This is a genomic window from Rhizobium sp. BK661 (genome assembly GCF_024808825.1).
Classification (GTDB): Bacteria; Pseudomonadota; Alphaproteobacteria; order Rhizobiales; family Rhizobiaceae; genus Rhizobium.
The window spans coordinates 1-26,778 of record NZ_JANTYT010000019.1; the positions used below are offsets into that span (position 1 = coordinate 1).

Annotated in this window: 27 protein-coding genes and 2 pseudogenes; 11 read left to right on the forward strand and 18 right to left on the reverse strand. The window is 56.3% G+C overall.

Translation table 11 applies throughout. The features are described from left to right. Positions 1–86: 86 nt before the first annotated feature. The 7 genes and pseudogenes from FHX16_RS25355 to FHX16_RS25385 all read right to left on the reverse strand — a co-directional run. Positions 87–670, reverse strand: a pseudogene (locus FHX16_RS25355) (lipid A biosynthesis lauroyl acyltransferase); the annotation flags it as partial. 99 nt (positions 671–769) lie between these two features. Then, positions 770–2,119 carry a HAMP domain-containing sensor histidine kinase gene (locus FHX16_RS25360; protein ID WP_259131019.1) on the reverse strand — a complete coding sequence of 450 codons (1,350 nt, stop codon included), beginning with the start codon at positions 2,117–2,119 and terminating at the stop codon, positions 770–772. Next, a complete protein-coding gene (locus tag FHX16_RS25365; protein WP_259131021.1) occupies positions 2,116–2,793 on the reverse strand; it encodes a response regulator transcription factor in 678 nt (225 codons plus the stop codon). Before FHX16_RS25365 ends, FHX16_RS25360 begins: the two co-directional genes overlap by 4 nt. Next, positions 2,790–3,359 (reverse strand): cytochrome b/b6 domain-containing protein, encoded by a 570-nt coding sequence (locus FHX16_RS25370; protein WP_259131023.1) that lies wholly within the window; start codon positions 3,357–3,359, stop codon positions 2,790–2,792. Before FHX16_RS25370 ends, FHX16_RS25365 begins: the two co-directional genes overlap by 4 nt. A gap of 1 nt (position 3,360) precedes the next feature. Then, positions 3,361–3,627 carry a PepSY domain-containing protein gene (locus FHX16_RS25375; RefSeq protein ID WP_183864967.1) on the reverse strand — a complete coding sequence of 89 codons (267 nt, stop codon included), beginning with the start codon at positions 3,625–3,627 and terminating at the stop codon, positions 3,361–3,363. 631 nt (positions 3,628–4,258) lie between these two features. Then, on the reverse strand, positions 4,259–4,699 hold the full coding sequence (locus tag FHX16_RS25380; RefSeq protein ID WP_183864968.1) for a DUF6691 family protein: 441 nt from the start codon (positions 4,697–4,699) through the stop codon (positions 4,259–4,261). Beyond that, entirely contained in the window at positions 4,699–5,127 is a 429-nt protein-coding gene (locus tag FHX16_RS25385; protein ID WP_183864969.1) for a YeeE/YedE family protein, read from the reverse strand. Before FHX16_RS25385 ends, FHX16_RS25380 begins: the two co-directional genes overlap by 1 nt. Positions 5,128–5,419: 292 nt before the next feature. Here FHX16_RS25385 and FHX16_RS25390 point away from each other — a divergent pair, with 292 nt between their 5' ends. From FHX16_RS25390 to FHX16_RS25400, 3 genes are all read left to right on the forward strand, one after another. Beyond that, positions 5,420–6,058, forward strand: a complete 639-nt coding sequence (locus FHX16_RS25390; RefSeq protein ID WP_183864970.1) for a peroxiredoxin — start codon at positions 5,420–5,422, stop codon at positions 6,056–6,058. Further along, on the forward strand, positions 6,055–6,483 hold the full coding sequence (locus FHX16_RS25395; protein WP_183864971.1) for a helix-turn-helix transcriptional regulator: 429 nt from the start codon (positions 6,055–6,057) through the stop codon (positions 6,481–6,483). The genes FHX16_RS25390 and FHX16_RS25395 overlap by 4 nt, the downstream gene beginning before the upstream one ends. A 186-nt stretch (positions 6,484–6,669) precedes the next feature. Further along, a complete protein-coding gene (locus FHX16_RS25400; RefSeq protein WP_183864972.1) occupies positions 6,670–7,422 on the forward strand; it encodes a response regulator in 753 nt (250 codons plus the stop codon). Here the strand turns inward: FHX16_RS25400 and FHX16_RS25405 are convergent. Beyond that, complete coding sequence (locus FHX16_RS25405) at positions 7,400–7,822, reverse strand: hypothetical protein (RefSeq protein WP_210296809.1); 423 nt, start codon at positions 7,820–7,822, stop codon at positions 7,400–7,402. The genes FHX16_RS25400 and FHX16_RS25405 overlap by 23 nt on opposite strands. A 307-nt stretch (positions 7,823–8,129) precedes the next feature. On the opposite strand from FHX16_RS25405, the gene FHX16_RS25410 reads away from it, so the two are divergent. Continuing rightward, complete coding sequence (locus FHX16_RS25410; protein WP_259131031.1) at positions 8,130–9,821, forward strand: heavy metal translocating P-type ATPase; 1,692 nt, start codon at positions 8,130–8,132, stop codon at positions 9,819–9,821. A gap of 88 nt (positions 9,822–9,909) precedes the next feature. Here FHX16_RS25410 and FHX16_RS25415 read toward each other — a convergent pair whose 3' ends face one another. The 3 genes from FHX16_RS25415 to FHX16_RS25425 all read right to left on the reverse strand — a co-directional run bounded on the left by FHX16_RS25415 (position 9,910) and on the right by FHX16_RS25425 (position 12,525). Further along, a complete protein-coding gene (locus tag FHX16_RS25415) occupies positions 9,910–10,098 on the reverse strand; it encodes a hypothetical protein (protein ID WP_183864975.1) in 189 nt (62 codons plus the stop codon). 706 nt (positions 10,099–10,804) lie between these two features. Beyond that, complete coding sequence (locus FHX16_RS25420; protein WP_183864976.1) at positions 10,805–11,617, reverse strand: universal stress protein; 813 nt, start codon at positions 11,615–11,617, stop codon at positions 10,805–10,807. Positions 11,618–11,691: 74 nt separating this feature from the next. Continuing rightward, positions 11,692–12,525 carry a universal stress protein gene (locus FHX16_RS25425; RefSeq protein WP_183864977.1) on the reverse strand — a complete coding sequence of 278 codons (834 nt, stop codon included), beginning with the start codon at positions 12,523–12,525 and terminating at the stop codon, positions 11,692–11,694. Positions 12,526–12,821: 296 nt separating this feature from the next. Between FHX16_RS25425 and FHX16_RS25430 the strand changes: the two genes are divergently transcribed. From FHX16_RS25430 to FHX16_RS25445, 4 genes are all read left to right on the forward strand, one after another. Further along, on the forward strand, positions 12,822–13,805 hold the full coding sequence (locus FHX16_RS25430) for a zinc-dependent alcohol dehydrogenase family protein (RefSeq protein ID WP_259131033.1): 984 nt from the start codon (positions 12,822–12,824) through the stop codon (positions 13,803–13,805). A 428-nt stretch (positions 13,806–14,233) separates the two neighbouring features. Further along, the gene (locus FHX16_RS25435; RefSeq protein WP_259131035.1) at positions 14,234–15,943 is read left to right on the forward strand and encodes a SulP family inorganic anion transporter; all 1,710 of its coding nucleotides are present in this window, start codon (positions 14,234–14,236) and stop codon (positions 15,941–15,943) included. A 994-nt stretch (positions 15,944–16,937) separates the two neighbouring features. Further along, a complete protein-coding gene (locus FHX16_RS25440) occupies positions 16,938–17,348 on the forward strand; it encodes an EF-hand domain-containing protein (RefSeq protein WP_183864980.1) in 411 nt (136 codons plus the stop codon). Between the two features lie 322 nt (positions 17,349–17,670). Continuing rightward, complete coding sequence (locus FHX16_RS25445) at positions 17,671–18,099, forward strand: sulfocyanin-like copper-binding protein (protein WP_183864981.1); 429 nt, start codon at positions 17,671–17,673, stop codon at positions 18,097–18,099. Positions 18,100–18,528: 429 nt separating this feature from the next. Here FHX16_RS25445 and FHX16_RS25450 read toward each other — a convergent pair. Next, a pseudogene (locus tag FHX16_RS25450) lies at positions 18,529–18,845 on the reverse strand (mechanosensitive ion channel domain-containing protein); the annotation flags it as partial. A gap of 3 nt (positions 18,846–18,848) precedes the next feature. Then, positions 18,849–19,313 carry a DUF2267 domain-containing protein gene (locus FHX16_RS25455; protein ID WP_183864982.1) on the reverse strand — a complete coding sequence of 155 codons (465 nt, stop codon included), beginning with the start codon at positions 19,311–19,313 and terminating at the stop codon, positions 18,849–18,851. 537 nt (positions 19,314–19,850) lie between these two features. Here FHX16_RS25455 and FHX16_RS25460 point away from each other — a divergent pair. Further along, the gene (locus FHX16_RS25460) at positions 19,851–20,723 is read left to right on the forward strand and encodes a bile acid:sodium symporter (RefSeq protein ID WP_259131038.1); all 873 of its coding nucleotides are present in this window, start codon (positions 19,851–19,853) and stop codon (positions 20,721–20,723) included. Here the strand turns inward: FHX16_RS25460 and FHX16_RS25465 are convergent. Continuing rightward, positions 20,710–22,002: a DUF2254 domain-containing protein gene (locus FHX16_RS25465; RefSeq protein ID WP_183864984.1), complete on the reverse strand. Its 1,293-nt coding sequence runs from the start codon at positions 22,000–22,002 to the stop codon at positions 20,710–20,712. The genes FHX16_RS25460 and FHX16_RS25465 overlap by 14 nt on opposite strands. Positions 22,003–22,216: 214 nt before the next feature. On the opposite strand from FHX16_RS25465, the gene FHX16_RS25470 reads away from it, so the two are divergent. Continuing rightward, positions 22,217–22,501: a hypothetical protein gene (locus tag FHX16_RS25470; protein WP_259131040.1), complete on the forward strand. Its 285-nt coding sequence runs from the start codon at positions 22,217–22,219 to the stop codon at positions 22,499–22,501. Then, positions 22,464–23,510: a hypothetical protein gene (locus tag FHX16_RS25475; RefSeq protein WP_183864985.1), complete on the forward strand. Its 1,047-nt coding sequence runs from the start codon at positions 22,464–22,466 to the stop codon at positions 23,508–23,510. The genes FHX16_RS25470 and FHX16_RS25475 overlap by 38 nt, the downstream gene beginning before the upstream one ends. Before the next feature lie 228 nt (positions 23,511–23,738). Here FHX16_RS25475 and FHX16_RS25480 read toward each other — a convergent pair whose 3' ends face one another. The 4 genes from FHX16_RS25480 to FHX16_RS25490 all read right to left on the reverse strand — a co-directional run bounded on the left by FHX16_RS25480 (position 23,739) and on the right by FHX16_RS25490 (position 26,737). Further along, entirely contained in the window at positions 23,739–25,349 is a 1,611-nt protein-coding gene (locus tag FHX16_RS25480; RefSeq protein WP_183864986.1) for an MBL fold metallo-hydrolase, read from the reverse strand. 120 nt (positions 25,350–25,469) lie between these two features. Next, positions 25,470–25,826: a lysylphosphatidylglycerol synthase transmembrane domain-containing protein gene (locus FHX16_RS31660; protein WP_183864987.1), complete on the reverse strand. Its 357-nt coding sequence runs from the start codon at positions 25,824–25,826 to the stop codon at positions 25,470–25,472. Next, on the reverse strand, positions 25,817–26,512 hold the full coding sequence (locus FHX16_RS31500; RefSeq protein ID WP_183864988.1) for a lysylphosphatidylglycerol synthase domain-containing protein: 696 nt from the start codon (positions 26,510–26,512) through the stop codon (positions 25,817–25,819). The genes FHX16_RS31660 and FHX16_RS31500 overlap by 10 nt, the downstream gene beginning before the upstream one ends. A gap of 24 nt (positions 26,513–26,536) precedes the next feature. Beyond that, entirely contained in the window at positions 26,537–26,737 is a 201-nt protein-coding gene (locus tag FHX16_RS25490; protein WP_183864989.1) for a hypothetical protein, read from the reverse strand. Positions 26,738–26,778 lie beyond the last annotated feature (41 nt).

A 26,778-nucleotide genomic window follows, 5' to 3' on the forward strand; every position in this document is an offset into this window, starting at 1 on the left:
CGCCGCTTCGCTGCTCGCTCGCTACGGCGCGATTGAGAACGCGCTCACGAGCGGCTTCGCTACCGCCGACCTACACCATTCGGCGGGACACGACCCTCTAGTTCGCGCCGATATTCGATTTCCCGGCGGCCGAAGCAGCGGGCAGAGTAGACTCACAAATTGCACTGCCGTACCAACTTGGCGAGCAACGGGATTGTCCGCACGTCTTGCCCATAAAACGTGGTCGAAAGGGCCTTGCGAAATTTCTGGCCAACCAGCAAGCCTACGCCGCCTCCACGCTCCAATGCCGCGCAAGTGCGAAAGATGATCCCACGGGCGACGGCACGAGGTTGCCCATCCTTTCGCTTGGAAATCAGGAGAGTTCTGAGGCGATGTGGGGATTGTTTGGGGGCGGCAGAGTGCCGTCAGGTTGAGACCGAATGCAGCGCCAACGACAGCCAGCAATTCGAAATTGCCTATATGAACGCTAAAGACGATGAAGGGCCGCCTCTTGTAAAAAAGCTCCATGAAGTCTTCAAATCCAGACCTCGATCCGTCCGGATTCAGGTCGGGCAGGATCGAAATCGAATAGCTGGTCCAGGAAGACATACTCGGCGGCAAGCCTGCCCAAATTTCCCCACCGGTCAAGAGCGATCTTCCGTCGCTCGTCTTCAGGCTTTTCAGGATAGGCGCGTGCCGGCGGCGAGGACAACGTGGGAGCGGAACGCCGGTTAGACCTTTGGGCGATCGTTAGAAATCTTGCAACGAGAACTGTTCGTTTATTGTGGTTTCAGACTTTATGCGTCGAACTTGGCGCATAGTTGTCATCGAAACGGAGCTCGAAGACGTGACCTAGCCTCGATGTTGACTGGTGAAGATTGCCACGGTGCAATTCGACTATGCGTCTGACGATCCTCAGGCCGATACCGAGGCTGTCGGCGTACTCAGCTGGCTTGGCTTCGTTCTTTGCGGTGTTGGTACGCCTGTCCTCGATGCGAATAGTCTTGGCTGCCACGTATACGAGGATAGAGGTGCCGGCGGGCGTGTGACGCACAGCATTCTCCACGAGATTGCGTAGAGCATCGCGAATGAGCGCTGGCGCCCCTCTGATAAGAGCGATTTCGACTTGAGGATGGAATTCAAGTGAATGGCCGTGCTCGTACACCCATGGAGCAAGTTGTTCTACGACGGAGCACGACAGTGCTACTAGATCGACGTCCTCGAACATCCCATGGTCGAAGCTGTCGAGGCGCGCGAGCGCTGTTAGCGCTGCCACAAAGGCCACGAGATCATCAAGATCGGCTTCCGCCTTGCGGGCGCGAGGATGGTCGATGTTTCCCAGTTCGAGCTTGATTGCCGCAAGCGGCGTGCGGATTTCGTGTGCTATTCCCGACGTCAGGACCTTCTGCGACGCCATCAGTTCGCCGACCCGCTCGAAGGCACGATTGATGGCAATCGCGAGATGGGCAACCTCGCGCGGCATGCCGTCGAAATTCAGGTGCGAACGCGCGTCCATGGGATCGATATCATCGGCGGCGTTAGCTGCGGCACGTACGGGCTTCAATGCCTGCCTTACGGAGAGCAAAGTGGCGCCGAGAACCAGGACGAGCAAGATGCTCATCGGAACCAGCATATGTTCTATGACTTCCCTCCAAAAAACCGAAGAGACCACATCTTGAGGGTCTTCAATGGTTGCGACATCGACGATAAAACGTCGATCTCCGATCACGAAGGCCCTGCCGCCGACCAAGGTCAGCGGTTTGCCTGTCGTCAACGACCTCAGCCAGAAATCGGGTGGATTCACATCAGCGGGGAGGAAGTGACGTTCACAGGCATCGTCGCAGGACTGAAACACAAGCGTACCATTGCCGTCACGAATTCTGCCGACATAACCGGACGATCGGGTGCCATAACGTTGCTTGAGGCTTTCTGGGAGCTGATATCGGACATTTTCGCCTTCCAGGGCTATGCCAGAAGCGAGGCGCTCGGTTTCCTGCTCCACGAAAAGACGGGACAGCTCGCCGACATTCCAGTAGTAGTCCGAGAAAATCACCGCGAGTTGCACGACCATTGCGAGCACTGCAAAAAACGCTATTCGTCTGGTGAGAATCGCACCAAGAGTCGGATGCCAGCGGCTCACGCGTGTTCCTCCCGCATCAGGTAGCCGACGCCTCGCACAGTCTCGATCAAAGATCCGGTCGGATGCCCTTCCAGTTTCTTTCGTAGCCTTGAAATCGCCAACTCGACGGCATTGCTGCTTCTTTCGTCACCGAATTCTGAAAAGGCGTGTTCAATCTTACCCTTGGAGACCACCTTTCCGCCATTGCGCATCAGTAGTTCAAGGAGATCCTTTTCCGACGGAGCAAGCGCAATCTCGGCGCCAGCGCATGTTACGCGCCTCGAAGCAAGATCGAGTTTAAGGTCGGCAAATTCCAATGTGGGCATCGTGGTGTTCGGAGCCCGCCGCATGAGAGCACGGATGCGCGCGATCAGTTCGCCGTTATGAAAAGGCTTTGCAAGGTAATCATCTGCGCCAGCATCAAGGCCGGCGATTCGCTCATCGATTGCGCCGCGCGCAGTCAATATAAGGACAGGCATCTGAACTCTTGCGCTTCGCAGTGACTTGAGCACGTCTATCCCGTCCTCGTCGGGCAGGCCGAGATCAAGAAGAAGAAGATCGTAGTCAGCACCGTCAAGGGCCAGCCGGCCCTCTTGCGATGTTCCGAAGGCGTCGATTCTCCAACCAACCTTTCTGATAGCCTCACAAAGCAATTCTCGGAGCCGGGCGCTGTCTTCAATCAGCAGAATCCTCATGCCCTTTTCCGACCAGTAATCATTGACCAGACCAGATTTTCCCTATGCCTCAAGCTTTCGACCACGGCGGCTCCTGCATGGATGAAGGCCAAGACCATGATGCTGTTGGCTATCGCACCGTGCAACTCCTCCAGCCACTTTTCTCCCCAGAAAGCATCGATCGTTGTCATCCAACCTGTAAGGACCGTCGCCGCCAAAAGCGCCATTAGTGAAAGCATCATGACTGAAGCTAGGGGGCTGTGACCGATGTACCTTTTTTCATGCCCGTCGACGATGCCCAAGACCTGGTCCATCACCTTTGCGCGTGTCGGAAGAAAATCGCTGAACCTGGAATGTCTCGTGCCAATAAAGCCCCAAACAATGCGTACGGCAATCGCCGTGGCAACAACATACCCCGTCACGCGATGCCAGTACTTGCCTTCCTCGAGCACGAACAGGTTGAGCATACATGCGATAACCACCGTCCAGTGAAATGCCCGAACGATCGGATCCCACACCTTGATCGTGGCTTCACCTGCAGGTGGCGAGGGCGCATGGCCCTCCCTTTGCGAATTGACTATGGTCATCTCAGCCGCCTTTCTGGACAATCGCACCGGTAACTGGATTGAAATACACCTCGGCGCGACTGCCATTCTTGTCCCTGCCGTAGATCTCGTAGCAGTTGCCGGTGACCTCAAACGTCTTGACCTTGTAGCCCAGCACGTCGATCTTTGCCTTCATGGCCTCCTCAGACAACCACTTCGACTTTGGCTCGGCGGTGCAGCTCGGGCTTGCGAGCGCCATTGCTGGTGTTGCCGATACGATCGCGACTGCGGCGATTATGTTCAACTTCATGATCTGTCCTCTTTGAATGCCCGTCGTGGGCGACAAGGACATCGATAAGGCAGTGAAGCTGTCGGCTTCCTGTCTGAGTTCAAAATATTCTATAAAGTGGTTTTGCCCTCGCGCCGTTCAGTGCCATGCACTCAAGGTCTGAGCGAGGATCCTTGGAGGATATGAGCGAAATGACTGCTCTCCCAACGGTGTCGCTGCGGGCATGAAATCTGCAGAGAGTAGCCGATCTAAATTCTGGGCAAAGGGTCAACGATGCAGTCAGGCAGACGTTGCAGCGAGGCCAAGAGGTCGGAAAATCCCTGACCCAGCAAGACGTTCAGTTTATGAATGACTGCGCGCGAGCTCTGCGCTGCCCAGCTTTTTCACAAGGTCACGTCACGCCAGCCGCCAGCAGGAGATAGCCGAGATTCTGCAAGCAATCTTCTCGGCGTCGATCACTATGGCAACTTATGTACGAGAGCGTCGTGCGCTGCACATTGGAGATGCAAACCGATTACGCCATGTGCTGCAGCCGGCTTGGATCATGTCCGCTCGTAGCGAACTGGAGATCTACCAGCGCGCCGGTATGGCTTCATATCGATTCAGGCCAAAGGTATTGGGGGTCCCAGGGTCTAGCCAGCCAGTCCGCTTCTCAGTTGACCGAGATCGGCGCGTTTTGCCGGGATTGAACGGCTCGAAAAACGAACATTCCGAGGATCATGGCAGCTACGAAGAGGCCAGCCTCCCAACGGCCGGTGGCGAGTGAGGCAATTGCGGGGCCTGGACAAAGGCCTACCAGACCCCAGCCTAGACCGAAGAAACCTGCACCGAAGAGAAGCTTTGCGTCGATCGTACGGCTGGCCGGAACATGAAATTTCTTGTCGAAAACCGGCCGCGACTGATTTCGCTTAATTACATATGCAATGGCTGATGGGATCAGCGCTCCACCAAGGACAAAGGCTAGCGACGGATCCCAAGACCCCGAAAAGTCGAGAAAGCCGAGCACGCGCGCCGGATTGACCATGTCAGAAAGGACTAGGCCGACGCCAAACAAAACACCGCACAGGATCGAAACGAGGGTTCGACTGCTCATCACATCTCTCCAATCAGGTGGCGGCTGACATAGACAGTCGCAGCAGCGGTCGCCATGAAGGTGATGGTCGCCACGATTGAGCGGGTGGAGAGCCTTGCAAGCCCGCAGACGCCGTGACCACTCGTGCATCCCGAACCGAGACGGGTACCAAAGCCGACCAGGAGGCCGCCAGCTATGAGAAGAATCGGTGACGAGGTGATGGTAAGTTCCGTGGGTCGCAGAAGAGCGAACGTGCTGGCCGCGCCGCCGATGATGCCCGCAAGAAACCCTATGCCCAGTGGGCTAAAGCCTACGCCGGTCCATCCGAGTGCAGAGGCGGCCAAACCGGAAATCCCCGCCACACGACCGTTGAGAAGCAGATAGAGCGCTGCAGAAAGGCCGATCAGCAGGCCGCCGGACAGCGGCCAGATATAGTTAAGTTGGGTCATGTCGCATTCACTGAGCTGTTTAAATCTGACAGGTTGGTGTCGAGGCACTTGCTAAGTCGCATAGCGACCTTTCGTGCGCGCCCGGCATGACGTGAATATCGCTTCTACATTCGCTCCACTTGCGCGCGACGAACCAAAACCAGACGCATTTCAGTCGTGGCATGAGGCTCGCTGGGGCCACATCATGTGTGAGGGGTCACATTCCAGAAGAATGCAATGTGGCTAATATTGCATATTTACAGTAATAGTGCAAGTGTTGTATGTTTGGAGCTGACCGACCAGGGAGGCTCAAGTGAGCGCGGACAATGAGCTGTCGCCGGCTGTTTTGCGGATTAATGAGGTAGCGCCGGGTTTTGCGGCGCGATCTACGCTCGGTGAGGTCTCGCTTTCCAGATACCGGGGGCGCTGGTTACTGTTTTTCTCTCATCCGGCAGATTTTACCTCGGTATGCACGAGCGAATTCATCGCGTTTGCTCGTGCTCATGAGAGTTTTTCCAAGATCAATTGCGACCTGCTGGGTCTTTCGGTCGACAGTCTGTACTCTCATGTGGCCTGGCTGAGGGACATTGAGCGTAGCTTCGCGGTCAAAGTGCCATTCCCGTTAATCGAGGACGCCGGCATGGTTGTCGCGCGTGCCTATGGCATGTTGGACGGCTCTTCCGAAAACAGCGGGACGGTCCGAGCTACGTACGTTATCGATCCAAAAGGCGTCATTCGTGCCATCGTCTGGTATCCGATGAACGTCGGCCGGTCTGTTGGCGAGCTCCTCCGTCTTGTCGAGGCGCTGCAGGCGACGGAGAAGGAGGGTGCGCTTGCTCCGGAAGGTTGGATGCGTGGAACCGCGCTGCTTGAGCCCGTAGCGGCCAACATGGACGAGCTCGATGAGCCGCGCGAGGGCGAAGCCTGGTATTATCGGGAGCGTCGCGAATGATTGGTGGCATCCTTTCTTTCGAGGAAATGCAGGAAAAGGCGTCCGAAGCGGCCGAATTCATGCGCCTGTTCAGTACACCAAGCCGACTGATGCTGCTTTGCTATATCGCGCAAACCGAGCGGTCCGTCAGTGAAATCCAAAGTGTCCTCCGATTTAAGCAGCCGGCGCTCTCACAGCAGCTCGCGGAACTTCGGCAAGCACGGCTCGTCGAGACGCGCCGCCAGTCGCGCCAAGTCTACTATTCCATCGCAGACAGTCGTGTCTCGATGGTAATGGACTTGCTGATGCGGCTATTCTGCGAGGCGGGGGCGAAGACGCAGAGGGCAGCCATTTCTGCTAGGGCGCCTGCACAATCGCGTGGGGGTGGAGCAATTGCTTTTCCAGGAGAGATGGCATGGTGGGCCCGGCTTGAGCCTTGGGAATAACTTGGCCGACCTATAGAGAGTGTAACTGGCGCGCGCTAAGGGGGCTCGAACCGAGCGGCCTTGCACCTATTGTCGCTATTTAAGAGCGACGAAAGGTGTCATTGACGCACAATAGAACCGGCGTAATGTGGCCCGGCAGACCATTTCGGGCTCGTTCAACAGCAATGATGCAGGGCGGTGCTGACGATGACAGTTGGGTCTTCTCCAATCAAGACGGCAATTCTTGTCGTGGATGACGACCCGCGCATCCGACAGATGCTGCAGCGATACTTCGAGCACGAGGGATACAAGGTCACGTGCGCCGCGAGCGGTGAGGAAATGAGGTTGTCGCTTAAGGCCAAGGCCTTCGATATCATTCTCCTCGATCTGGTCCTTCCTGACCAGGATGGACTAGACCTGGCCCGAGAGATACGCCGCACCTCAAACATCCCAATCATGATCCTCACGGGGCGGGAGGATGTTGTCGATTGCGTTGTTGGCCTGGAGATCGGAGCAGACGATTATGTCGTCAAGCCGTTTCATTTGCGCGAAGTCCACGCAAGGCTAAAGTCGATTCTGCGTCGCTACCAAGCGGCTCCCGTTCCAGGCCCGAAGGAACATGATTTACTCGTCTTCGATGGATGGCAACTTGACAGGCAGAAGCGCAAACTTCTCAATCCCGAGAACCTCGAGATTGAGCTCTCCAGCGGAGAGTTCGACATGCTTGATGCGTTTATCCGCAATGCAGGTCGGGTTCTTAGTCGAGACGCCCTGATGGATCTTACCCGACACCGCGGACGCGACGCCTTTGATCGGTCCATTGATACGCAAATCTCCCGATTGCGGCGAAAGATCGAAATCGATCCAGCACGCCCGGAACTCATAAAGTCCATTCGATCCGTTGGGTACGTCTTTACCGCAAAGCCGGCGGGAGCGTTCATTGATGAACGCGATAGATGAGCCCATGATCCCAGCGACGAAAGAAATCAGGATCTTCTATTTCCTGCAGGGTCTCGGGGAGTTTGTTCCAGACTCGCATAAATCGACATGCCGCGGCTTGGGCTTCAAGCGAGGAAAAAAGTCGCTCGGCGATCTCATGATGATCACCGGCGCTTAGAGCTATGAAGATCGGCACATCCATCAATAGGCCAGCCTCCGGGTGCATTCGCAACCTGAAAACTGCCAAGCCTCTTACACGGCCTGCGATATCACGCGCACTTATGCACTGCCAGTTTCGCGTGTCGTGCAACAGAGCGGCCCAGTCCTTTTCGTCGAACGTGGGCACAACGCTGCAGATAAGGGAAAAGGCGGCAAGGTTGTCATCTCGCAGCAACTGGCCGACGATATAGTTATACGGCATGGCGTCCTCCCGACCAGCAACCGATCTGATCTTTCGCGCGATTAACCTCCGTCTTCATTGTCATAGATCAAGGAAACGAACCTGGTTTATGAAAGGCTGGCTCGAAGCCGAGCTTTCGGAAAGGACGAGCGGCATGCAAGCAGTCGAAGCCGCATCATCAGACCAGCAAACCTTCTTGAGAGTTCGAGCAAGACTCATCATCGAGCGGTATTGGTCCCTTACACTATTCTGCAGCGCACTCTGCCTTCTTATAAGCGGTCTTCTCCTTGCGCTGCTGAAAGTACGCCAAGCTGCGGACGTTCTTCTCGTGTTCAGTATCATTATCGTGCTGTGTTGCCTTTCAGTCGAAATGTTTGCCAAGCTTCGCCGCCGAGAATTCGGACTAGATCTTATCGCAGCCCTTGCCATGGGAGCGGCACTTTGGTTCGGCCAATACCTAGCGGGTGCGATCGTCTCGGTTATGTACGCCGGCGGCCACTTTCTCGAGTCTTATGCCCACCGACGCGCCGAAAGCGGCATGACCGATCTTCTTTCCCGTGTGCCCCGCAGTGCGTTGCGCATCAACGATGACGAGTTCATCGAGGTATCGATTGGAGCGATCACACCCGGTGATCGCCTCCTCATTCGTCGCGGCGACGTCGTTCCTGTCGACGGAACAATCGAGGGACGCGCGGCGGTTATCGATCAGTCCGCATTGACCGGGGAGCCGCTGCCGGTTCGTTTATTGCATGGAGAGGCTGTGCAGAGCGGAGCATCCAACGCCGGCGACACATTTGAGTTAATCGCCACAAAACTCGCCAGAGACAGTACCTACGCGCATGTCGTACGCTTGGTTGAACTGGCAAAGAAGTCCAGAGCGCCAATGTTCAGACTTGCGGACCAGATGGGTCTCTGGTTTCTCGGAGTTACGTTGCTTGTAGCCGCGGCGGCAGTTGCGGCTTCGGGAGAAAGTGTAAGGCTGCTAGCCGTTCTCGTCGTAGCTACACCGTGCCCGCTTATTCTGGCTGTTCCAGTGGCGTTGGTAGCGGGAATATCGAAGGCTGCCCGAAAAGGTATTCTGATCAAGGGCGCCGCAGTTCTTGAAGCCTTGTCGAAGATCGAGATCGTCATCTTTGACAAGACGGGTACGCTGACGATCGGCCAGCCGACTGTCGCAAACGTGCTTGGAAACGACGACCCTGACCGTCTCCTTCAACTGGCCGCATCAGCAGAACTTGCCTCGGCTCACCCACTGGGCCGTGCGATCGTGTCGGAGGCCCAATCCCGTCATCTGTCTCTCACCAAGCCGGAACAGGCGGCTGAGGTCGCGGGTGAGGGAGTGGAGGCGACTATCGGAGGACAGCGTGTGCTCGTCGGAGGGCCGGCGTTTGTGCGCTCAAGAGGCATCGAGCCGCAGTCCTTGGTTGCCGACGACACGGCAAGCGCGCTTGTGTGCGTCGACGCAGAAGTCCGGGGAGCAATTCGTTTCGAAGATAGTTTGCGGTCTGACGCCGCCAATGCAATCGAAGAGCTTCGCGAGTTGGGCATAAAGCGTATTTCGCTTGCGAGCGGCGACCGGCTCGAGGTTGCCAGAGCGATCGCGGACCGACTTGGAATGGATGCTGTTGAGGCCGATCTCAGCGCGGCGGACAAGGTTGAGGTCGTTAGCGGCGCGAAGGCGGATGGCAAGGTGATGATGGTGGGCGACGGTGTCAACGATGCTCCGGCACTTGCCGCGGCCGACGTCGGTCTTGCAATCGCGCGTGGGAACCTGGCCGCTGCAGCGGAAGCCGCAGACGTGGTGCTCCTGCGAAGCGGATTGAATGGTGTGGTAACGGCTTTAAAAGTTGCTCAGCATTCAAGATCAATCGCAGCCCAAAGCGTGGCAGCGGGTATCGGACTGTCTGCGATCGCAATGGTATTTGCCGCAGCAGGCTTTCTTCCGCCGGTTCAGGGGGCGCTAATTCAGGAGGCAATCGATGTCGCGGTTGTTTTGAATGCTCTTAGAGCCGTGAGGTAGGTCCTGAAGCCTCGTGCTCGTCGGTCTTTGACGATCGCCCAGGCGAGGGTCAGCGAATTCGTTCGCTATCCTGCGAACATGGACCCTGCTAGTAGAAGTCGCGTCCACCGAGCCCGGTGAACTCTACTAGCAGTCCGTTCGCATGTACTTGCTTCAACAGGCGGCGCTGATTGAGAGCCGCATGGTTCTCGCAAAGCAGGGCTGAAGCGGGCAGCAGTGCTCCTTCCTGGTCCAGTCGAGTGCCCGTGGTGACATCTAGTGACGACAAGGTAGTCATTGCCCTCGCGTTCGAGGAAAATCCCATTCGCATCTTCTTTCGGGATCGGAGCGCAGTGACTGGAAGGCGAGGCCTTGGGTTTCTCTTCCATAGCGGCAGAGTGTACCGCGTGGACCATCCTGAACTTCTTCCGCAGTCTGGCGGCTCTTGCTGGATCACCTCACACACCTTAGGGCCCCCTACGTTTAATCGAACCATCGCCTACGGCTTTAAAATAGGTTCGGCATGCGTGGCTATTGAAGAGGTTGCAGATGGACCCGAGGGCATTTGAGAGTCCGGGACGTCCAGTGGTTTCTGAACCAGAGCGTCGGCAACAGATGCAGCTCGCCTTAGTCCGGGGTGGCTTTCGCATATCCGATCACGACGTCATGGTACCGATCCTCGCGAAGACGCCGGTGTCGAGCAGCTCGAACTCGAGTTCTTCAGGGGAGCGGAGACGGTTATTTTCAATGAGCTCGGCGTAAGCGATGCCGTCGTCGCCTCAACGATATGCGCGCGATCGACATTGACCATGAGGAAAGAAGTTACATGCGTCAGCGTTCTCGCTGTAGTCCTCGCGCACGCTTCCCATTGCCTCCCGCTGAGGTATGGGCCCCATTGCTTCCACGAGACGTTCCTTCCGGGCCTCTTCAAGCCGAATAGGTTCGCTCGTCTGCATACTGAGAACCCTATGGACCAGCACCTTCGATCGAGGTGACGTTGTGGACTAGTGAGACAGCAGAGTTGGTATACGCAGGTCGTCGAGAAGGCCGCGCGTGACACCGCCAACAAGCGCTTCCCGGATTTTGGAGTGCCCGTAGGCGCCAGCAATAAGCAGGTCCGCGTGAACTTCCATGGCGGTATCCTGTATCATTGTGGTGGTGTCTTCGCCGTCGCTGTGTACTGCTGCCACGTTAACATCGATGCCCGAGTGCTCCAGCGCCTCGACGTATCTGTCGAGAAGATCGTCGCTCCAGATCGCAGCGTCGCGCACGCGTATGACCGTCGCTTTCGTCGCGGACTGAATCATGGGGTAAGAATGTGAGAGCGCCCGTGCCACCGTGGCGCTTCCGTCCCAGGCGATCGCGATGTTGTCGATCCGGCCATAGAAATCCTCAGACGGCAGAAGAAGCAGCGGGCGGCCACTGTCAAAAAAGCATCCTTCTATTATCGGACGAGCAAGCTCGGTATTTTCAACAATTGTCACATCGTACGCACGAGCAAGTTCGGCCAGCCTCATGGTCGCCGACATCGCTTCCGAGTCCATGGGGACGAGCCTAATATCGAGACAAACCCTTTCTGCCCGCTCGCGCAGATGCCGGACAAGTTGCGCCGCGACCTCCCGGTCGAAACGATCAGCCTGGAATTCGTCGTCTTCCGAATAGGTTTCGACCGCCTCCTGACCATGGCGCCGCGCGGCGGACAGGCTGGCGATCAGACCTGCACCCTGATGTAACGAGAACTGGATAGCGTTCTCGATTAGCGAAAACGAAGTCGCTTCCGGCTGTGTGATAAGTGGCAGATGAAACTGCGGCCTCATAAAGTCCTCCCGCTGGGATTAATTGCTTTCCAGGCCTAAATTTCGTAAACCGAGGCAAGATGGCTGCGTCAGCGTCATCGCGATAAAAAGAGCGGAACTTGGCTATCCTTCAGCATCGATCGGGTGACGCCGCCAAAGAGGCGTTGCTGAATCCGGGGATGGTTGAAGGCGCCCATGACGACCATGTCGGCAGCTACATCCACAGCGTGTTGGCGAAGGATTTCATCTACGCGGCGTCCGCCGCTCGAAAGGCGATCCACTTCCACTTTGACGCCGTGTCGAGTGAGAAACGTTGCGATGTCTGCTCCCGGCTCTTCACCGTTCTCCCAGCTACTAGCGATCGGATCCACTAGCGTCACGTGGACGCTATCGCAGCCTTTGAGAAACTCAAGTGACTGGCGGGTGGCCCGCGCGGCCTCGTCACTTGAATCCCAGGCAAGCAGAACCGATTTTGGAGCTGAGGCGATTGACTGCATGCGGGGGTTGACGAGGATTGGCGTTGGAGATTGAAACAACGCACCGTCTATGATCCGGCTCTGGAGTTCTTCGTTGCCCGCGGCTTGTGCGCCGACGAGAATCAGGTCCGCATAGAGAGCATGCTGGGCGATATCATCGTCGGCCCATGCGAATTCGGTATAGATTTCCTGCACGTCAAAGGATAGGCCTGACCTTTCGACGATTTTCCGCAACGATTTCGCTTCCTCGGTTAGCCTGTCTATTTCCTTCTGCTGGCCTTCTAACCAAGTTGTTGAAAGTGCTTCATAGGTTGCAATCGCTGGAACGCGACCCATGCAAACAACGAGAGCCGTCATATGGGCGCCCTGTGTCTCGCAGAATTCAATTGCTGACTTTATGTCCTGGTCCCAGCGGCCGACGTCGAATACGCACATGGTGGTTTTGATGTTCATCGCACTGCCCTCTTGTTGGATAAGAAGAGCGTACTGTGTTCCACCGACATGTCTTTGATGTCTGTCAAATTTCCCATTTTTTTGCGCCTTTCGGCGCTCCGCTCGGATAAATGCCGTGGTTTTTCTTCCACTTGAGATTTCAGCGCGTGGGGTCCTCGGAAGTTGATCGAAAGAGCTCGCTCAAGTGCCGTTTAGAGAGTGCGCTTTGATTCAAATCAAGGCGGGCCCTCTGTTATCGATCAAGGCTAAAAATCTGGTGCGTCCAAACGTGTAGATGGATGGGGTGCGGAGGCAACATGCGAACAATGGTCCTCGAAGAGGTCGGGTCACCTTTGCGTTTTTTACAGGCACCTGATCCGCGGCCTGCAAAAGACCAGGTGCTCTTAAGGGTGGAGGCCTGTGGCGTCTGTCGCACGGACCTGCACGTGGTGGAGGGGGCGCTGCCTGATCCCAAGTTGCCGCTCGTGCTCGGACACGAAATTGTCGGAGAAGTCATCGCAATCGGACCGGGAGTTGCCGAGGAGATCGTGGGGAAGCGCGTGGGCGTGCCTTGGCTCGGCCATACGTGCGGGTGTTGCCACTATTGCCTCGCTGGAGCTGAAAATCTGTGCGACTCTCCCGGATTTACTGGCTATACGCTTGACGGTGGATATGCGACGCATGCCGCGGTGGACGTGAACTATTCCTTCGTGCTTCCCCACGACTCTGATCCGGTTGCGACCGCACCGTTGCTTTGCGCCGGGCTGATAGGATGGCGATCATTGAAGATGGCGGGCGAGGCGAAGACGATCGGTCTTTACGGTTTCGGGGCGGCGGCACACATTCTGGCTCAGGTGTGCAAGTGGCGAAAGCAAGATGTGTATGCTTTCGTTCGTCCGGGAGATGAGATGGCCAAACGTTTTGCGCTAGACCTCGGAGCCGTCTGGGCAGGCGCGTCGAACGAAGCGCCCCCCGCTGAATTGGACGCCGCCATCATTTTCGCCCCGGCTGGAGAGTTGGTGCCAGCCGCCCTCGCACGGGTTCGTAAAGGTGGCACTGTCGTCTGCGGCGGGATCCACATGAGCGATATACCGCGCATGCCGTATCAGCTACTTTGGGGAGAGCGTCATGTGGTATCGGTCGCGAACCTGACACGCGCCGATGCCAGAGAATTCTTTGATCTCGCTGGACATGCGGGACTGCGTACCGTCACCACCGCATATCCGCTCGAGCGAGCGAACGATGCGTTGGCTGATCTGCGGGGAGGACTGGTCAAAGGTGCAGCCGTCCTGGTTCCCTAGTGGTGGACGATAATCGATCCAAATCGCCGGTTTAAGTGCGCGCCCGTGCCCCCGCAAAGCTCTCCTGGACAGAAGATACGTGATGTGACGGGGTTCCTATTCGAAGAGAGTTAACGTTGCAGGTGGGTAACGTCGAACAGATCAGCGGGTTGGCCAACGCCGATCCGCTGGCGAATGCTCGAGTTGCCGCAGGCGCCAAAGGGAAATCACATGGAAATGCTCCTCATCCTCACCTATGCCGCAATCTGCGTTCTACGTCTGCGCGCCGAGCCGAGCGACGAGTATGTCACGCAGGGGTTCCGTCGCCCCGGGCATGATGGCAAACCCGCTTCCCCGCGTCCAGTGAGGGATTTCATAAACAGACGAGGCCAGAGGTACGCTCGTGAACTATCTGGCGAACCCACAACGCTGTAAGCTTCCGAGGCGCTATGGAACAGCCCAATGTCAGGTCCGCCATCCGTGCAGCCTTGCCGATTGTAGACTGGGTCGGCAACTATCGACCTGAGTGGCTGGTGCAAGATGCATTCGCTGGTGTAGCGCTCTGGGCAGTGATGGTTCCCGAAGGAATGGCCTATTCGGGGATTGTCGGTGTGCCCTCCATCATGGGACTAACCACGATAGTACCAGCGCTCCTTGCCTATGCGCTGTTTGGTAGCTCACGCCAGCTTGTCGTGGGGCCTGACACCGCCACCGGCCTCATCTCAGCCTTAACGGTCGGAGCGATTGCATCACAGGGGACCGCGCAGTTCAATTCCCTAACCTCAAGTCTAGCGGTCCTGATTGGGGCTCTCTTCCTGATATCAGGGTTCTTGCGGATGGGCTGGGTTGCCAGCTTTATACCGACCCCGGTCATGAGAGGCTTCATTGAAGGGCTCGTCTATGTGACGATTATAGGCCAGGTGCCTCAACTGCTTGGTATCAACGGCTCGGCGGGCAATTTTTTCAAAAGGCTTGGCAACATTCTTGTCCATCTGGATGACATGTCACTGGCGCCTGCATTGACTGGTCTTATTTCGTTGTTGGCGATGATGCTCCTGCGACGATTGAACCCGCGCGTTCCGGCGCCGCTGCTTGTAATGGCACTCGCCACCATAGCAATTGGCGTCCTTGGCGGAGAGGCGACCGGCGTCCATGTCGCAGGTCACATCCCGTCGGGTTTGCCGAACGTAGTACTGCCAAACCTCGACCCCGCGATTTGGGTCCAGCTTGCACCAGGAGCGCTCGCAATTGTGATGGTCGGCTACGCTGAAGCCCTTGGGGCTGCGAAGGCGGCGGCTCTTGAGAATGGTGGAAATATAGATCCCAATCAGGAATTGGTCGCACACGGTCCAGCAAACATACTAAGCGGGCTGTTGGGTGGATTTCTCGTTGTTGGTAGCCTATCGAAAACCTCGGTTGCGATGGCGGCGGGTGCTCGAACTCAAGCGGCCAACTTGGTCGCGGCGCTCCTTTGTTTTTTGACCCTGTTTTTCCTGACGCCGTTGTTCCGAACTGTGCCTCAACCCGCGCTTGCTGCGGTCGTGATTGCCGCGATGCTGCACCTATCTACCCCGCGTTATCTGCGGGATCTTTTCCGGAGAAGCCCCTGGTCTTTTGTCAATGGCATCATCGTAGTGGCGGGCGAACTCGTCCTGGGCGTCCCGCAGGGTATTGTATTGGGAGTCGTTATCTCGATTTTGACGCTGATCTACCATGCAAGCCATCCATTGAGCTCCGAAGTCGGACAACTTCCCGGTACCGAGGCCTATCGGGACATACATCTTCATCCCGAGGCAAAGACCTTTGCAGGACTGCTGATTTGGAGGGTGGGCGGCGACCTGTTCTTCGCGAGTATCGGACGAATGATCACGCTCCTGAAGGCATCCTTGACGGCGCGGCCAGGGCTGAGATGCGTCCTTTTGGATCTAGGATCAGTCAACTTTATCGACGTTAGCGCCACCGACGAGCTCTTCGCTCTCATCAAGGAACTTCAGGGTATTGGGGTCACTGTGGCTTTCTCAAGGGTGCGCGACCCCGTACGGGATAGCATGCGATTGGGCGGGATCGAGAAGCTCGTCGGGCCGAGTGGCTTTCACGAGCGGACGACGGATGGTGTGCGGTCGTGGCTGCATGAAAGTAATGAGCCGAGTTATAGCTGAGAACCTTCCGTCTTGCAGATACATCTGCAGGAAAGCTCTCCGATCAATGGCTATACATAATGCGGTGGTGCTGCCCGCCAATGTCCACACGAAAAAAGCGGTCCCGGGACGATGAACGGCGACTTGCCTTCGGCAGGGATGGTTCTGGGAATTGAAACGGACAGTCCAAGGAAACCGCAAAACCATTGTTTAACCCTCCGCAATGCGGAACGCGTTGGCTCTTTTATAGAAGGGCAAACAACGCGGGCCAGCAAAATGCCATACGATATCCTCGCCATCGGCGCATCGGCTGGAGGAATGCCAGCGATATGCGCCATGCTGGCCAGACTAAGGTCTCCCGACGTGCGTGCTTGTCGCGCTTCACCGATCCATTGAGATCGAAAGTGGGCTGCCTCGGATATTGGCTCACTCAACTGGTCTAAAGGTGGGCTGGCGGGAACCGGCGATCGGCTTGAGCTTGGAACGTGCTATGTAGGACCCGGCCGAAGCGGACTTCCCGGAGACGCCTGAAAACGCCTTGCTGCTTGATGGAGAGATCGATCTAGTTGCACCCGTCGACGAACTGGCTGAATTCATCTTTCGCCAGATCGGATGTTGCGCAGTCGAAATCGCGAAAGATACCCAGTCGTTTGTATGACATGTCCAGATTTCGACGCATTGGCTGACCCTTGAGGCGATGGCACAAGGTTTCGAAAGAAAGCGTTGCTTAGCGATGTGCGTCCCACCCGGACGTCGATGCAGCAATCGCACCTTTTTCGCTCCTGGCTGCAGCTAAGGACTGAATTGCTTCCAGGCGACACGTCAATGGACCGAAGGTCCCCCTTTCGCAGAATTCGAGGTCCGGTCGATTACTTTGATCTGGGTCAACGATTAGACGAGGGACAGGCTCACAATGAGCCGATCATCGTAACATGCGCCTCTACGACGGAAATCTCAATCCGATTTTGTTAGCGCACCGAAAACCGGTGCTGGGATAGGTTGAAGGAGATAGCTTATGAAAACTACCGGGTTCTCACGGGCAGCCTTGGTGGCGGCAATATTTTCGATTGGAAGTGTCGGACTCGTCTTCGGACAATCCAATGGGACGGACAACAAAACCCCTGGTGGGACGTCTGACGATTCTTCTCCGTCGCCGATGGAAAGAATGATGAGACAAATCGAGAAAAGCTTTCCAGGTGCGGCCTTGATGCAAGGCGGAATGATGGGAGAGGGAATGATGGAGCGAGCCATGGAGATGCATGGACCACAGATGAAAATCATGTTCGCGATTGCCGATAGCAACGGAGACGGAGCACTTTCCTTCGACGAGGTGACAGCGATCCACAAGCGGATTTTCGACAGTGTCGACAGTAACAAGGACGGCAAGGTGACCCGGGAAGAAATGCAGACATTTTGGCGCGATTGAAACCGGCACCCTGTGAGACGGGAGCCACGTGCAGCGGCTGCGTCCAGATTCGGGGAGCGGTCTATCAAAGGATCACCGCATCCTGCCGAAATGCGCGCTCCATTGCGTTCCCGGGATAGCGGGCCTCACAAGCGCTGAAACAAAAATAGCGTCGTGAAGATATTCGCCAAAGTAGCTAGAATCCATGATCGCCAACAAATACGCTCGGGATGGTGGGTTTCGAGAGGAGGCGTCGGGCGCTGTGTGCCAATCCGTCGGTATTCAGGCAAGTGTCAGAAACGGCCGCTAGTAGGGCCGCGGGCTGATAAAAGAGGCGGATGAAATGAAGAGAATCATTTGTTATGGGCTTGCTGTCTTTGCGGCGGTCTCGATCGCCAGTACCTCGTGGGCAGCCACAACGGTAAAGGTCGTGGAAGGCGGCGAGGGTGGCGGACCGATGACGCTTACCCTCGACCAGTCGACGATCAAGGCGGGTGAGACGGTATTTGCGGTTCACAACGACGCAATGACAGAAGAACACGAGATGGTTCTGGTGAAACTTAAAACGTCCGATCAAAAAATCCCGTTGGTCAAGTCCAAGCATCGAGTGGACGAGAAGCAGTTGAAGAGCCTGGGCGAGGTTTCCGATCTCAAGCCGGGCGCCGATGGTCAGCTGAAGGCCAAGCTCTCGGCCGGTTCCTATTTGCTCTTGTGCAACATCAAGGGGCACTTTGAGTCCGGGATGCAGGCAAAGCTTACGGTCACTGAATAGCACATGGGAAGCCCTGCGCCCACCGAGTGGGGCAGGCTTGGAGGCGTCGCTTCGACAAAGCCCCGCTGACGCGACGTCTCCAAAAGCACGTGCTTTTTGGCAAGAGCGATATAAGCGCATTGAGCGTGAGCGTCAGGACAGCGGATTTTGCTGAACGATCCAATTGAGCGAATGTTCTGGGATTAGAACCAGCATTAATGCTGGCATCAGCGTGGTGCGTCGCCATGACATTTATTCTGCGCAGATCCTTGTTGGCGAACGCGTAGCCGCTTCGATGAGTCATTATCGCTCCTCCCCGCTTCTTGAGCGGCCAGCGCTTAAGCGCCCAGCAGTTGGAATGACGAATATTATCTCGTCTGTCGGGGGACTGGATGGATAGCTGCGCCTGTTTGATGCGCGCGAATGCACGTCTGGGCGGCCGGCCCTCCACTCAATGACAAGCGGCCCCAGCGCGGCGTCGGCCTTCAGTTCGGCACCAACTTTGTCTGGCAGTTGCGAGCGGCCTCAATGTCGGTGCCGTAACCCACCGAGATCCGGAATTTGTCGATACCCAGTCCCGGCTAATGTTTTCAACCGCACCGAGGTCGCCGCATGGGACCTTAAACACCGGGCCTCGATGATGGCGAAGACGTTACCGAACGGAGGTTGAAACCTTCTACGGTTCCCTTGTAGCCCTTCGCTTGAATAAATTCAGCTACTTTGAATGCGTCGTCGAGCATGTAAAACACGCCGCTAATGATATCCTGAAACTAACGCAGTCCGGGCGACACCGTGTGAGGAACAACGGCGTCCGGACTGTTGCTGTCGATGCCAGTCGCGCAGAGCTTTAGTGCAAGATCGAGCTTCGTCGATCTCTTGTGACGCCGGCGGCGTTCGAAAAGTCTTAGAAGCTTTTCGAATACATCTCTGTCTGACGCGATGTGATGAGGCAAGGCTGAAAGGAGTGAGGCCGGAAGATCCTGAAGGTCACTGTGGCCGTGGCTCTTAATCGGATCCCATGCCTCGAAATAGAGACCTCGCAGCACCAAAGGGAGATCATTGCCAACCTTTGCGTTGTCATCCGCGGACATCTTATCGCGGACCGCATGCATGGTCGTGCGCAACACGTCGTAAGCGTCGCGCTGATCACATCCAAGCAATTCTGAAAGCTCCCGGATCCAGACGGCGGCATCCCGGGCGGCGTCTGGGAAAGTGAGAAATGGACTGTAGCGCATTAGACCCTCCTGTACTGAATCTTATCCGCAGATCTCATTGCTAGACGTCCTCGCGCTCGTTGTCCTTGACCTCCGTCAAATTAGCGCTCTCAGCCGGGCTTGACGCCTCATGCGACCACCCACAATCGGCGCACGCTGAACTGCCGAGCTGTCGGATCGCCTCCATCAGTGAGGAGAGAACGGGCAATTGCCGTCATCGAGAGCGTCTTGGGTCCATGCGAACCTGGTCCAGTTGACCATCGCGTTTGACAACCGTGTCATGATGGCGTCGTACCGCCGAAGGCCAAAGCACGCTTCGTGCTAAAGACAAGCGGCAATACGCTTGGCAGTGAGCCCCCTGAGGCCGGAACGCAGGCGGAAGATTTGCTTCGGCTGCGGTGTCAGGTTTGATTCTCTCCCACGATCATTACGCTGCTGGCGTAATTGGAAACACGGCACGCCAATTGCGCAAACCAGCCGGTTACATTGAAGCAAATCAAGGTGGGATTGCGAACGCCGAGTTATGTTGCCTACAGAAATTTCCACGGAGGGCCGCTGATGACCGATTTGCTGAAATACACTCTTCAGGTGGCACTTGTGTCTTTTATGCTTGGGAGCTTGGTCGACGTCGGTTTGAAACTTGAGCTCAAAGATGCCTGGGTCGCACTACATGACAGACGGTTCGTAATCGCAAGCGTCCTCTCCGGTTTTGTTGTCGGGCCGATTCTCGCCGTAGTGATCGCCCGGCTGTTAGCACTGCCAACGCCATATGAGCTTGGACTGCTTTTGCTGGGCCTAACACCATGTGCGCCGTTTCTGCCGCTTCTGTCCGATGTTGCAAAGGCCGACGCTGCCTACACGGCGGCATTCATCGTTATTGCTGCGCTCGGCACGATCATATTAATGCCGATCGCGGTCCCGTTCGTGGCGCCAGACCTTCACGCGGGTCCAGGGGTGATTGCACGTCCTCTATTGTTGTTGGTACTCGCTCCCTTTGGGGTTGGCATTGGGGTGCGAAGCCTCTCCAGGCGATGGGCGGATAGGTTCGATCCCGTCGTGAGGAAGGTTGTCGTGCTCAACATTGTAGTGCTCTTGGCAACGGCGTTTTTGCAGAACTGGCGCGACATGGTGGGTGCCGTCGGTACTTTTGCGATTGCGGCTCAGTTCATCTATTATACTGGGCTTGCGGCATGTTCCTATGCGCTCACGGTCGGCCTACCTCATAACAAGCGAAGCGTGGTAACGCTTGGAGTTGCGACAAGAAATGTTGGCGCTGCACTGGCTCCGCTATCAGCCGTCCCCGACGCGGATCCACGATCGAGCACGATGTGCATACTGGCAGCCTGCATCACATTGCTGATGGGATTCGTGCTAGCCAAGATACTGAACCGGTTCGCGCCCGAACGACGCCTTAAAATTAGGACCGGTTAGCGGAAGCAGCGTGCTTCGCAGCCCCCCCTAACCCTTGCGAGTCAGGCGTTCTGGCCAACGCCAAATCCTCGGGCATAAGGTAGATCCTTTCTAACATGCGATCCATGAGATCCAGTTCCTGAAGAAGCGCCGGGCGACGGTCGTCAGGCAGAACTTGCAGGGCGTACTCGATAACCGCACGCAACCGCCTGGCGATCTGAAAGTTCTCAGCACCATACAAGCGGGTCTCGCTGAACGTCAACTGTACAAAGTCTTCCCAGTTGGGCGTCCTGCGGACTAGTCGCAACTTCCCCGTCTTGCCGCGGACTTCGTCACCAAGAAGGCGTCGTTTACCTACGAAGCATAACAGTCGTTGTAGCTGGTCGATTGCAAGAACAGCAGTGGTTGGATCGTTTATAGCCTTGGATAACGCCTTGATGCCGATGTCGACGATGATCCTGAATGCAAACGTGGGATCTTGCTCAAGGGTTCGCTCTGGTCCAAGAGCGACCAGGCTCTTTAAACGGTGTACGTCCGGCAGGTGGGGCCCGTACAAACGAAAGAGGGGTTCGTCGGTGCCAATAAAGTCGCCCACTCTCGGGACAAGTTCGATAGTGGAGTCGGTCCTTTCAGCGAGCTCCAGGAGAGCCTTTTGGTTGATGGCAACCACGATGGCCGGATGAGCCTGATGGTAGACAATTTTATCTGGTGTAACAGCCACAGTCGTGTTGTCGTTGGAGGCATCCTTGCTCGATTCCTCGGGGTAGACTTCTTCAATGACGGCATGCCCGCGCTCGCCAACCCTTGCGATGATGCTAACGGGGCGGAGCAGGCGGGCAGCATAGTCGATCAGGTACAAAAAAGCGGCGATTGAAAGAAAGCCGAGAAGCCCGGCCATGCCTGAAACGCCCTGCGGGACTGTTGTATCAAGCCTGGCAAGTGCCCCTGCAGCAAAAAGTAACGTAAAAATGAACAATCCAACGGTGAATCGAATCGCATTATCTCTCAGTAGGGTCGTTGCGATAATCCGGGGTGTCAACTGTCCACCGGCGACTTGAATTGCCACCAGTAGCGAACCGAACGTGAAGACGACGAAGGTCAACGTCATCGTTACGATCGTTTCCAACATCCTTTGGGTTCCTGCCACTCCCCAGGGCCAGACATCGATCCATGGAAGCCAATCCCCAAATGCGTAAACCAATCTGATGGCCGCCACATAAAGCAGTAGGGCGATGAACGGAACGATCCACAATGAGGATCTGATATAACTTCGAAGGCCATACCAACGGTTCCAACTCATTTTGGTGCCTCCCCCTTGGAGATGAATTGAATTTGCCTGTGAGCATGGCTGATCCGATCCAGTCAGCATTGACGCCGATCAAGATTGACGGGCTTTCATTTTTGATCTGGCTCAATGTACGTATGGCGTCCCTTGCTAACCTTAACGATACTAAGCGCAATGTGCCTGGTAGCAGATTGACAGCCTAAAGGACGACCAAGGGATTTACGGGCTCATGGGCATGACTTTGGAGAACAAACCGAGATACGTCTGCGTCCGCGCGGCTTACGGACTTTTCAATGTTGTGGATGCGTTGACTGGGTCACCTGCTGAACTGGATGTCACGACGATCTTGCTGACCCGTAAGGAAGCAAGCCGCCTCATTCATTGGATTGAGAGCAGGAACCGGTCTTTCCGGGCGGACGATCGTGCAGCCTCCTCTGCTGTGCTTCAACAAGGAAGTGAGGAAACGGAGGAGGGCAATGACAAGTTCATCAGGTTTGCAGACGGCATCCAGTGAGCCTTCGGACCTAGACATTCAGGTTCAGCTGGAACGAATTCTTGCAAGCGGGGATCTTCAACTCCCCGAGCGCGGGAGGCGGTTCCTGCGCTATATCGTGGAGGAGACGCTCGCCGGAAGAGCGCAATACCTGAAGGCCTACACCATCGCCGTGAGTATTTTTGGGCGGAGGAATTTCGACGCTCAGGGAGATCCCGCCGTGCGCATCGAGGCTGGACGGATAAGGAGAGAACTCGAGCGCTTTTATCTCTTGGCTTCTCAGCCTGAAGCTGTGTTTATTACTATACCGAAAGGTGGCTATGTTCCGCAGTTCAGATCGAACCCTGAGTTTGGTAGACAAAGTGTCCGCGCCTCCACGCCTGCGAGTTCCGTTGACGATAGCGACTGGTGGTATTCTGCCCTCTGGCATTCGACCGATCGTCGGCTTGGGGCAATAGGACTTGCGGCGATTGGCATCGCAATGGCTTTCCTGATCATAGATCGGCTTTCAACCAGTCCGCTTGTGGTGTCAGGTTTCGAATCCACGCCGACGGTAGTAGTCGAGCCTTTCGACAACGCGGGAAACAGCCAGACAGCAGAAGTCTCACGCTTTCTCAGGGACGACATCATCGTCAAACTGCTTGCTGGAGGGGGGCTGAGAGTGGTCACAGAGCTCAATCCGGCGCTGGGTCCAGAGCACGGAAGGACGCTCTATCTTTTTCATGGCAGCGTGCGAGAGGGCAAGGATGTCTTTCGACTAACAACGCGTCTCGTCCGGCGGGAGGATGGGGCAGTCGTGAGATCAGACATCTACAATTTGGATCGCTCGACTGGGTTGCAGTTCGGCTATGCGGAAGCGGTCGCAAGTGATGTTGTGCGCGACATCTTTCTACCACTCAAGCCTTCGCTGTCCTTGCCGAGAAGCAATATTCCCCAAACCGGCAACGTCATACGGCCTGAAGATGATATTGCGAAGGGGCCAAAACCAATAAGCAAGACGTTGTCTCGCAGCGCTGACGCACGTGGATAGCCCTCCTATTTTAGGATCCGCGATGTAAGCTCTTGGCTGCCTGCTGAAGACCCGATTTTCAAGCTTTACGACTGGGTCATCCGATCTCGTCGGAGGATCGCGCTAGTGTTCCAGATTTTGCTTCATACGTCGACGATTTCAGAGACATGATCTCCCGCCGGCGTCGCCCGGGTGGGGAAACGTGAGATGATCGCGGCCCTATTGGAAGTTCCCGTCAATTGACAGATGTCATTCTGTTTTTGCCTTGGCGATCTCGTCGTCTGGTTCAAGGGCACGCCTGATCTTTCGAAGGATTATAGCCCGGCCTTTCTGGTCTGCGGCCAAGTTAAGACGCTGGGACAGATCGAGGACCAGGCTCTGGAAGTCGTTATGCCAATCCGGCCGCCCTAGCTGCTCGGGTGTTAGTCTGGCGTGTGTATGATCTTCGGCCATGCATGCACCCTCTCGGGTCAGGTAAAATGTGTCGTCGAGCCGTGGCTCTATCACGGGAACTTTTTGCGTCCGCGCCAAGAGACGTGTCAGAGCGGTACGCGCTGCAGGTTCGCCATGAACGAGAAATATACCTTTTGCAATCGGCGCCCGGGCAGATACCCATTCGTCGAGTTCAGTCGCATCGGCATGACCACTGTAGGCGTCTAATGTTATGATTTTTGCCTTTACGAGGATCTCGTCTCCTTGGATTCGAACCATACGAGCACCCTCCTGCAGGACTCGACCCAGAGTTCCAGCTGCCTGGAAGCCCACCAGGAGAACAGTGCACTCTTGCCGCCAGAGCCAGTTGCGCAGCCGGTGGCGGATGCGTCCCGCTTCGCACATACCGCTCGCCGCGATGATGATGTGGAAACCGCGAACGAGATCAAGTGCCTTTGACTGCTCTGCCGACTCGGTGAACCTGACATTGGGTGCGTTGAGGGCGCGTATGAACGTGCCAGCGTTCGCTAACTCACCTGCCTGGGCCTTGAATACCTCGGTCGCTCTGGACGCCAATGGCGAGTCAATCATGACTGGCGAACGAGGAATAGTTCCGTCGTCCATCAGCGCGACAAGATCCGTCAGCACTTCCTGCGTGCGTTCCACGGCGAAAGAGGGGATAAGAAGCACGCCATTTGGTTTGTTTGCCTTGGCTACGATCTCTTTCAGCCGCCCGCGGCGATCGTCCTGCGTGTAATCCTCGCGCTCGCGGTCCCCATATGTACTCTCGCAGATGAGATAGTCCGTGCCCACGGGGGCCTGAGGTAACCCTTCCAGCATTTTGTAGCGGGTACCGATATCGCCCGAAAAGAGGAGCCGCCGTGAACCGTCGACTACGGCGACTTCCATCTCGATCGAGGCCGATCCGAGCAGGTGCCCAGCGTTCCAGAAGCGGAACTTGATCGAGCCCGCTACTTCTTGCCACTGCTGATAGGGGACAGATATGAATTGCGCCATCACCATGCGGGCGTCGTCAGCTGTGTAGATCGGCTCGACCGGCTCCCGTGACCGCCTGCGATTGCGGCGGTTTAGCTGCTTGACTTCGGATTCCTGGATATGTCCGGAGTCCTGCAGCATGACACCACACAGTTCCATGGTTGGCCGGGTAGCATAGACAGGCCCGCCGAATCCCTCCTTTGCGAGCTTGGGAAGCAGACCGGTATGATCGATGTGGGCGTGGGTTAGGAGAACGGCGTCGATTTCCGTCGGGTCAAAAGGGAAGGGCCGGTAGTTTAGTTCCTTCTCGCTTTTGGAGCCCTGGAACATGCCGCAGTCAATCAGAACTTTGGAATCCGCGACGTCGAGGAGGAAGCAGGAGCCGGTCACCGAGCCGGCCGCGCCATGGAAGGATAATTTCGGTTCCTGCATGTTCCACCTCTGGTTTTGACGAGAGCATACAGATGCAGGACACTGCTTCCTTGACCGAGATCAATCTGCCCCTGATCCTCAATCAAAGTACGGGCCGAAAAGGGAAGAGGACCAACAAAATCAAAAAACCTCGTGATCCGGGTATTGACTTGGGCCAAGATCGGCTCGCGTCTCCCGGTGGGTCAGCCACATTCCAGGAAGCATGGGCATCCAAAACGATATTCCTCGGAAAATCAGTGTGGCTGCAAGAGCGACTTCTATGCGCACACCAAGCAAGTGGAGGACTGCGACGCAACCTCCTTCGAATGAACCCAGGCCCAGCGGTATCGGTGAGACGGTCGCAACGACTGACGCGAGAACGAAGGCGATAAACGCTGGAGAGGGGCCGATGCTCGTCCCGAGAGATAGCACAGCGAACCATAGCGTGGTCGCATCCAGAACGAAAATCGCGAGTTGAAAGATTATAGTCAGCGCCACACTTTCGGATCGCTGATCATGTCGGTCCGAACCTCAGCAAGCGCCTTTGCAATGGGCGCCATCAGCGCCCTCCGGCGGAAAGACCTTGGAATCCAGCGACCCTTAGTAACAATGACTGCTACGAGGCAGACGGTGATCAGGGTGACGATCCCTGCGAACAGGATTGACAGCCATGCCCATGCGTCGTTGAGATCGCCGGTTGACCACAGAAGGACGAACGCAAGTGCTGCCATCAGGCAGTAGGCGGGGTAATAGGAAAGGGCGGCGACCAGCAAGGCGGTTACGGCGACGGAGGATGGGATCTGTCGCCGTACAAGGCCGCGGGCAACCAGCAGACTTCCGCTCAGGCCGCCAGTGGGTATCGCCTGATTGGCGAAGAGTTCCATGACGGCTAGTCTCAGAAGATCTGAAAGTCGAAGCCGAAAACCCGCGCGCCTCGTAACCATCTGCCAGACAGCGGCGGCGCAAGCATAAGCGCAAAGCTGACACGATATCGCCGCGGTGATCCAAGGCGGACGCGTTGCTTTCAATACCGACACCAGTTCGGCGATATCGGAAAAGTGCAGCACGAGCCCGATTACGCCGCCAAATATCAGCGCGCCGGCGAACCAGCCGATGATTGCATGTGCGGCAGATCGTTCGGGTTTCAAAAGCAGGTCGTCCGATCCTCCCTTCGTACTTACCAATGGTCGCCTCCATGTTTGACGCGGTCAAAGACCGCCAGTTTTCCTTTCTCGTGCACATAGAAACTCAAGCATGATCGTCTCGCGATCAAGCAGCAAGTTGGTGTCGGCCGTCATGTCGTTCACGCCCGTCCGGCAGAACTTCTTGGCCAGGAAGGCGCCATCGACAGGCTTGCGAATAGCAACGCCCCGCGGCGGGAATGCCGACAAGCAGATCCGTTCATACATCCCCGAATATCTGGCATCCAGGCGCTTTACCCGGAGGCTCC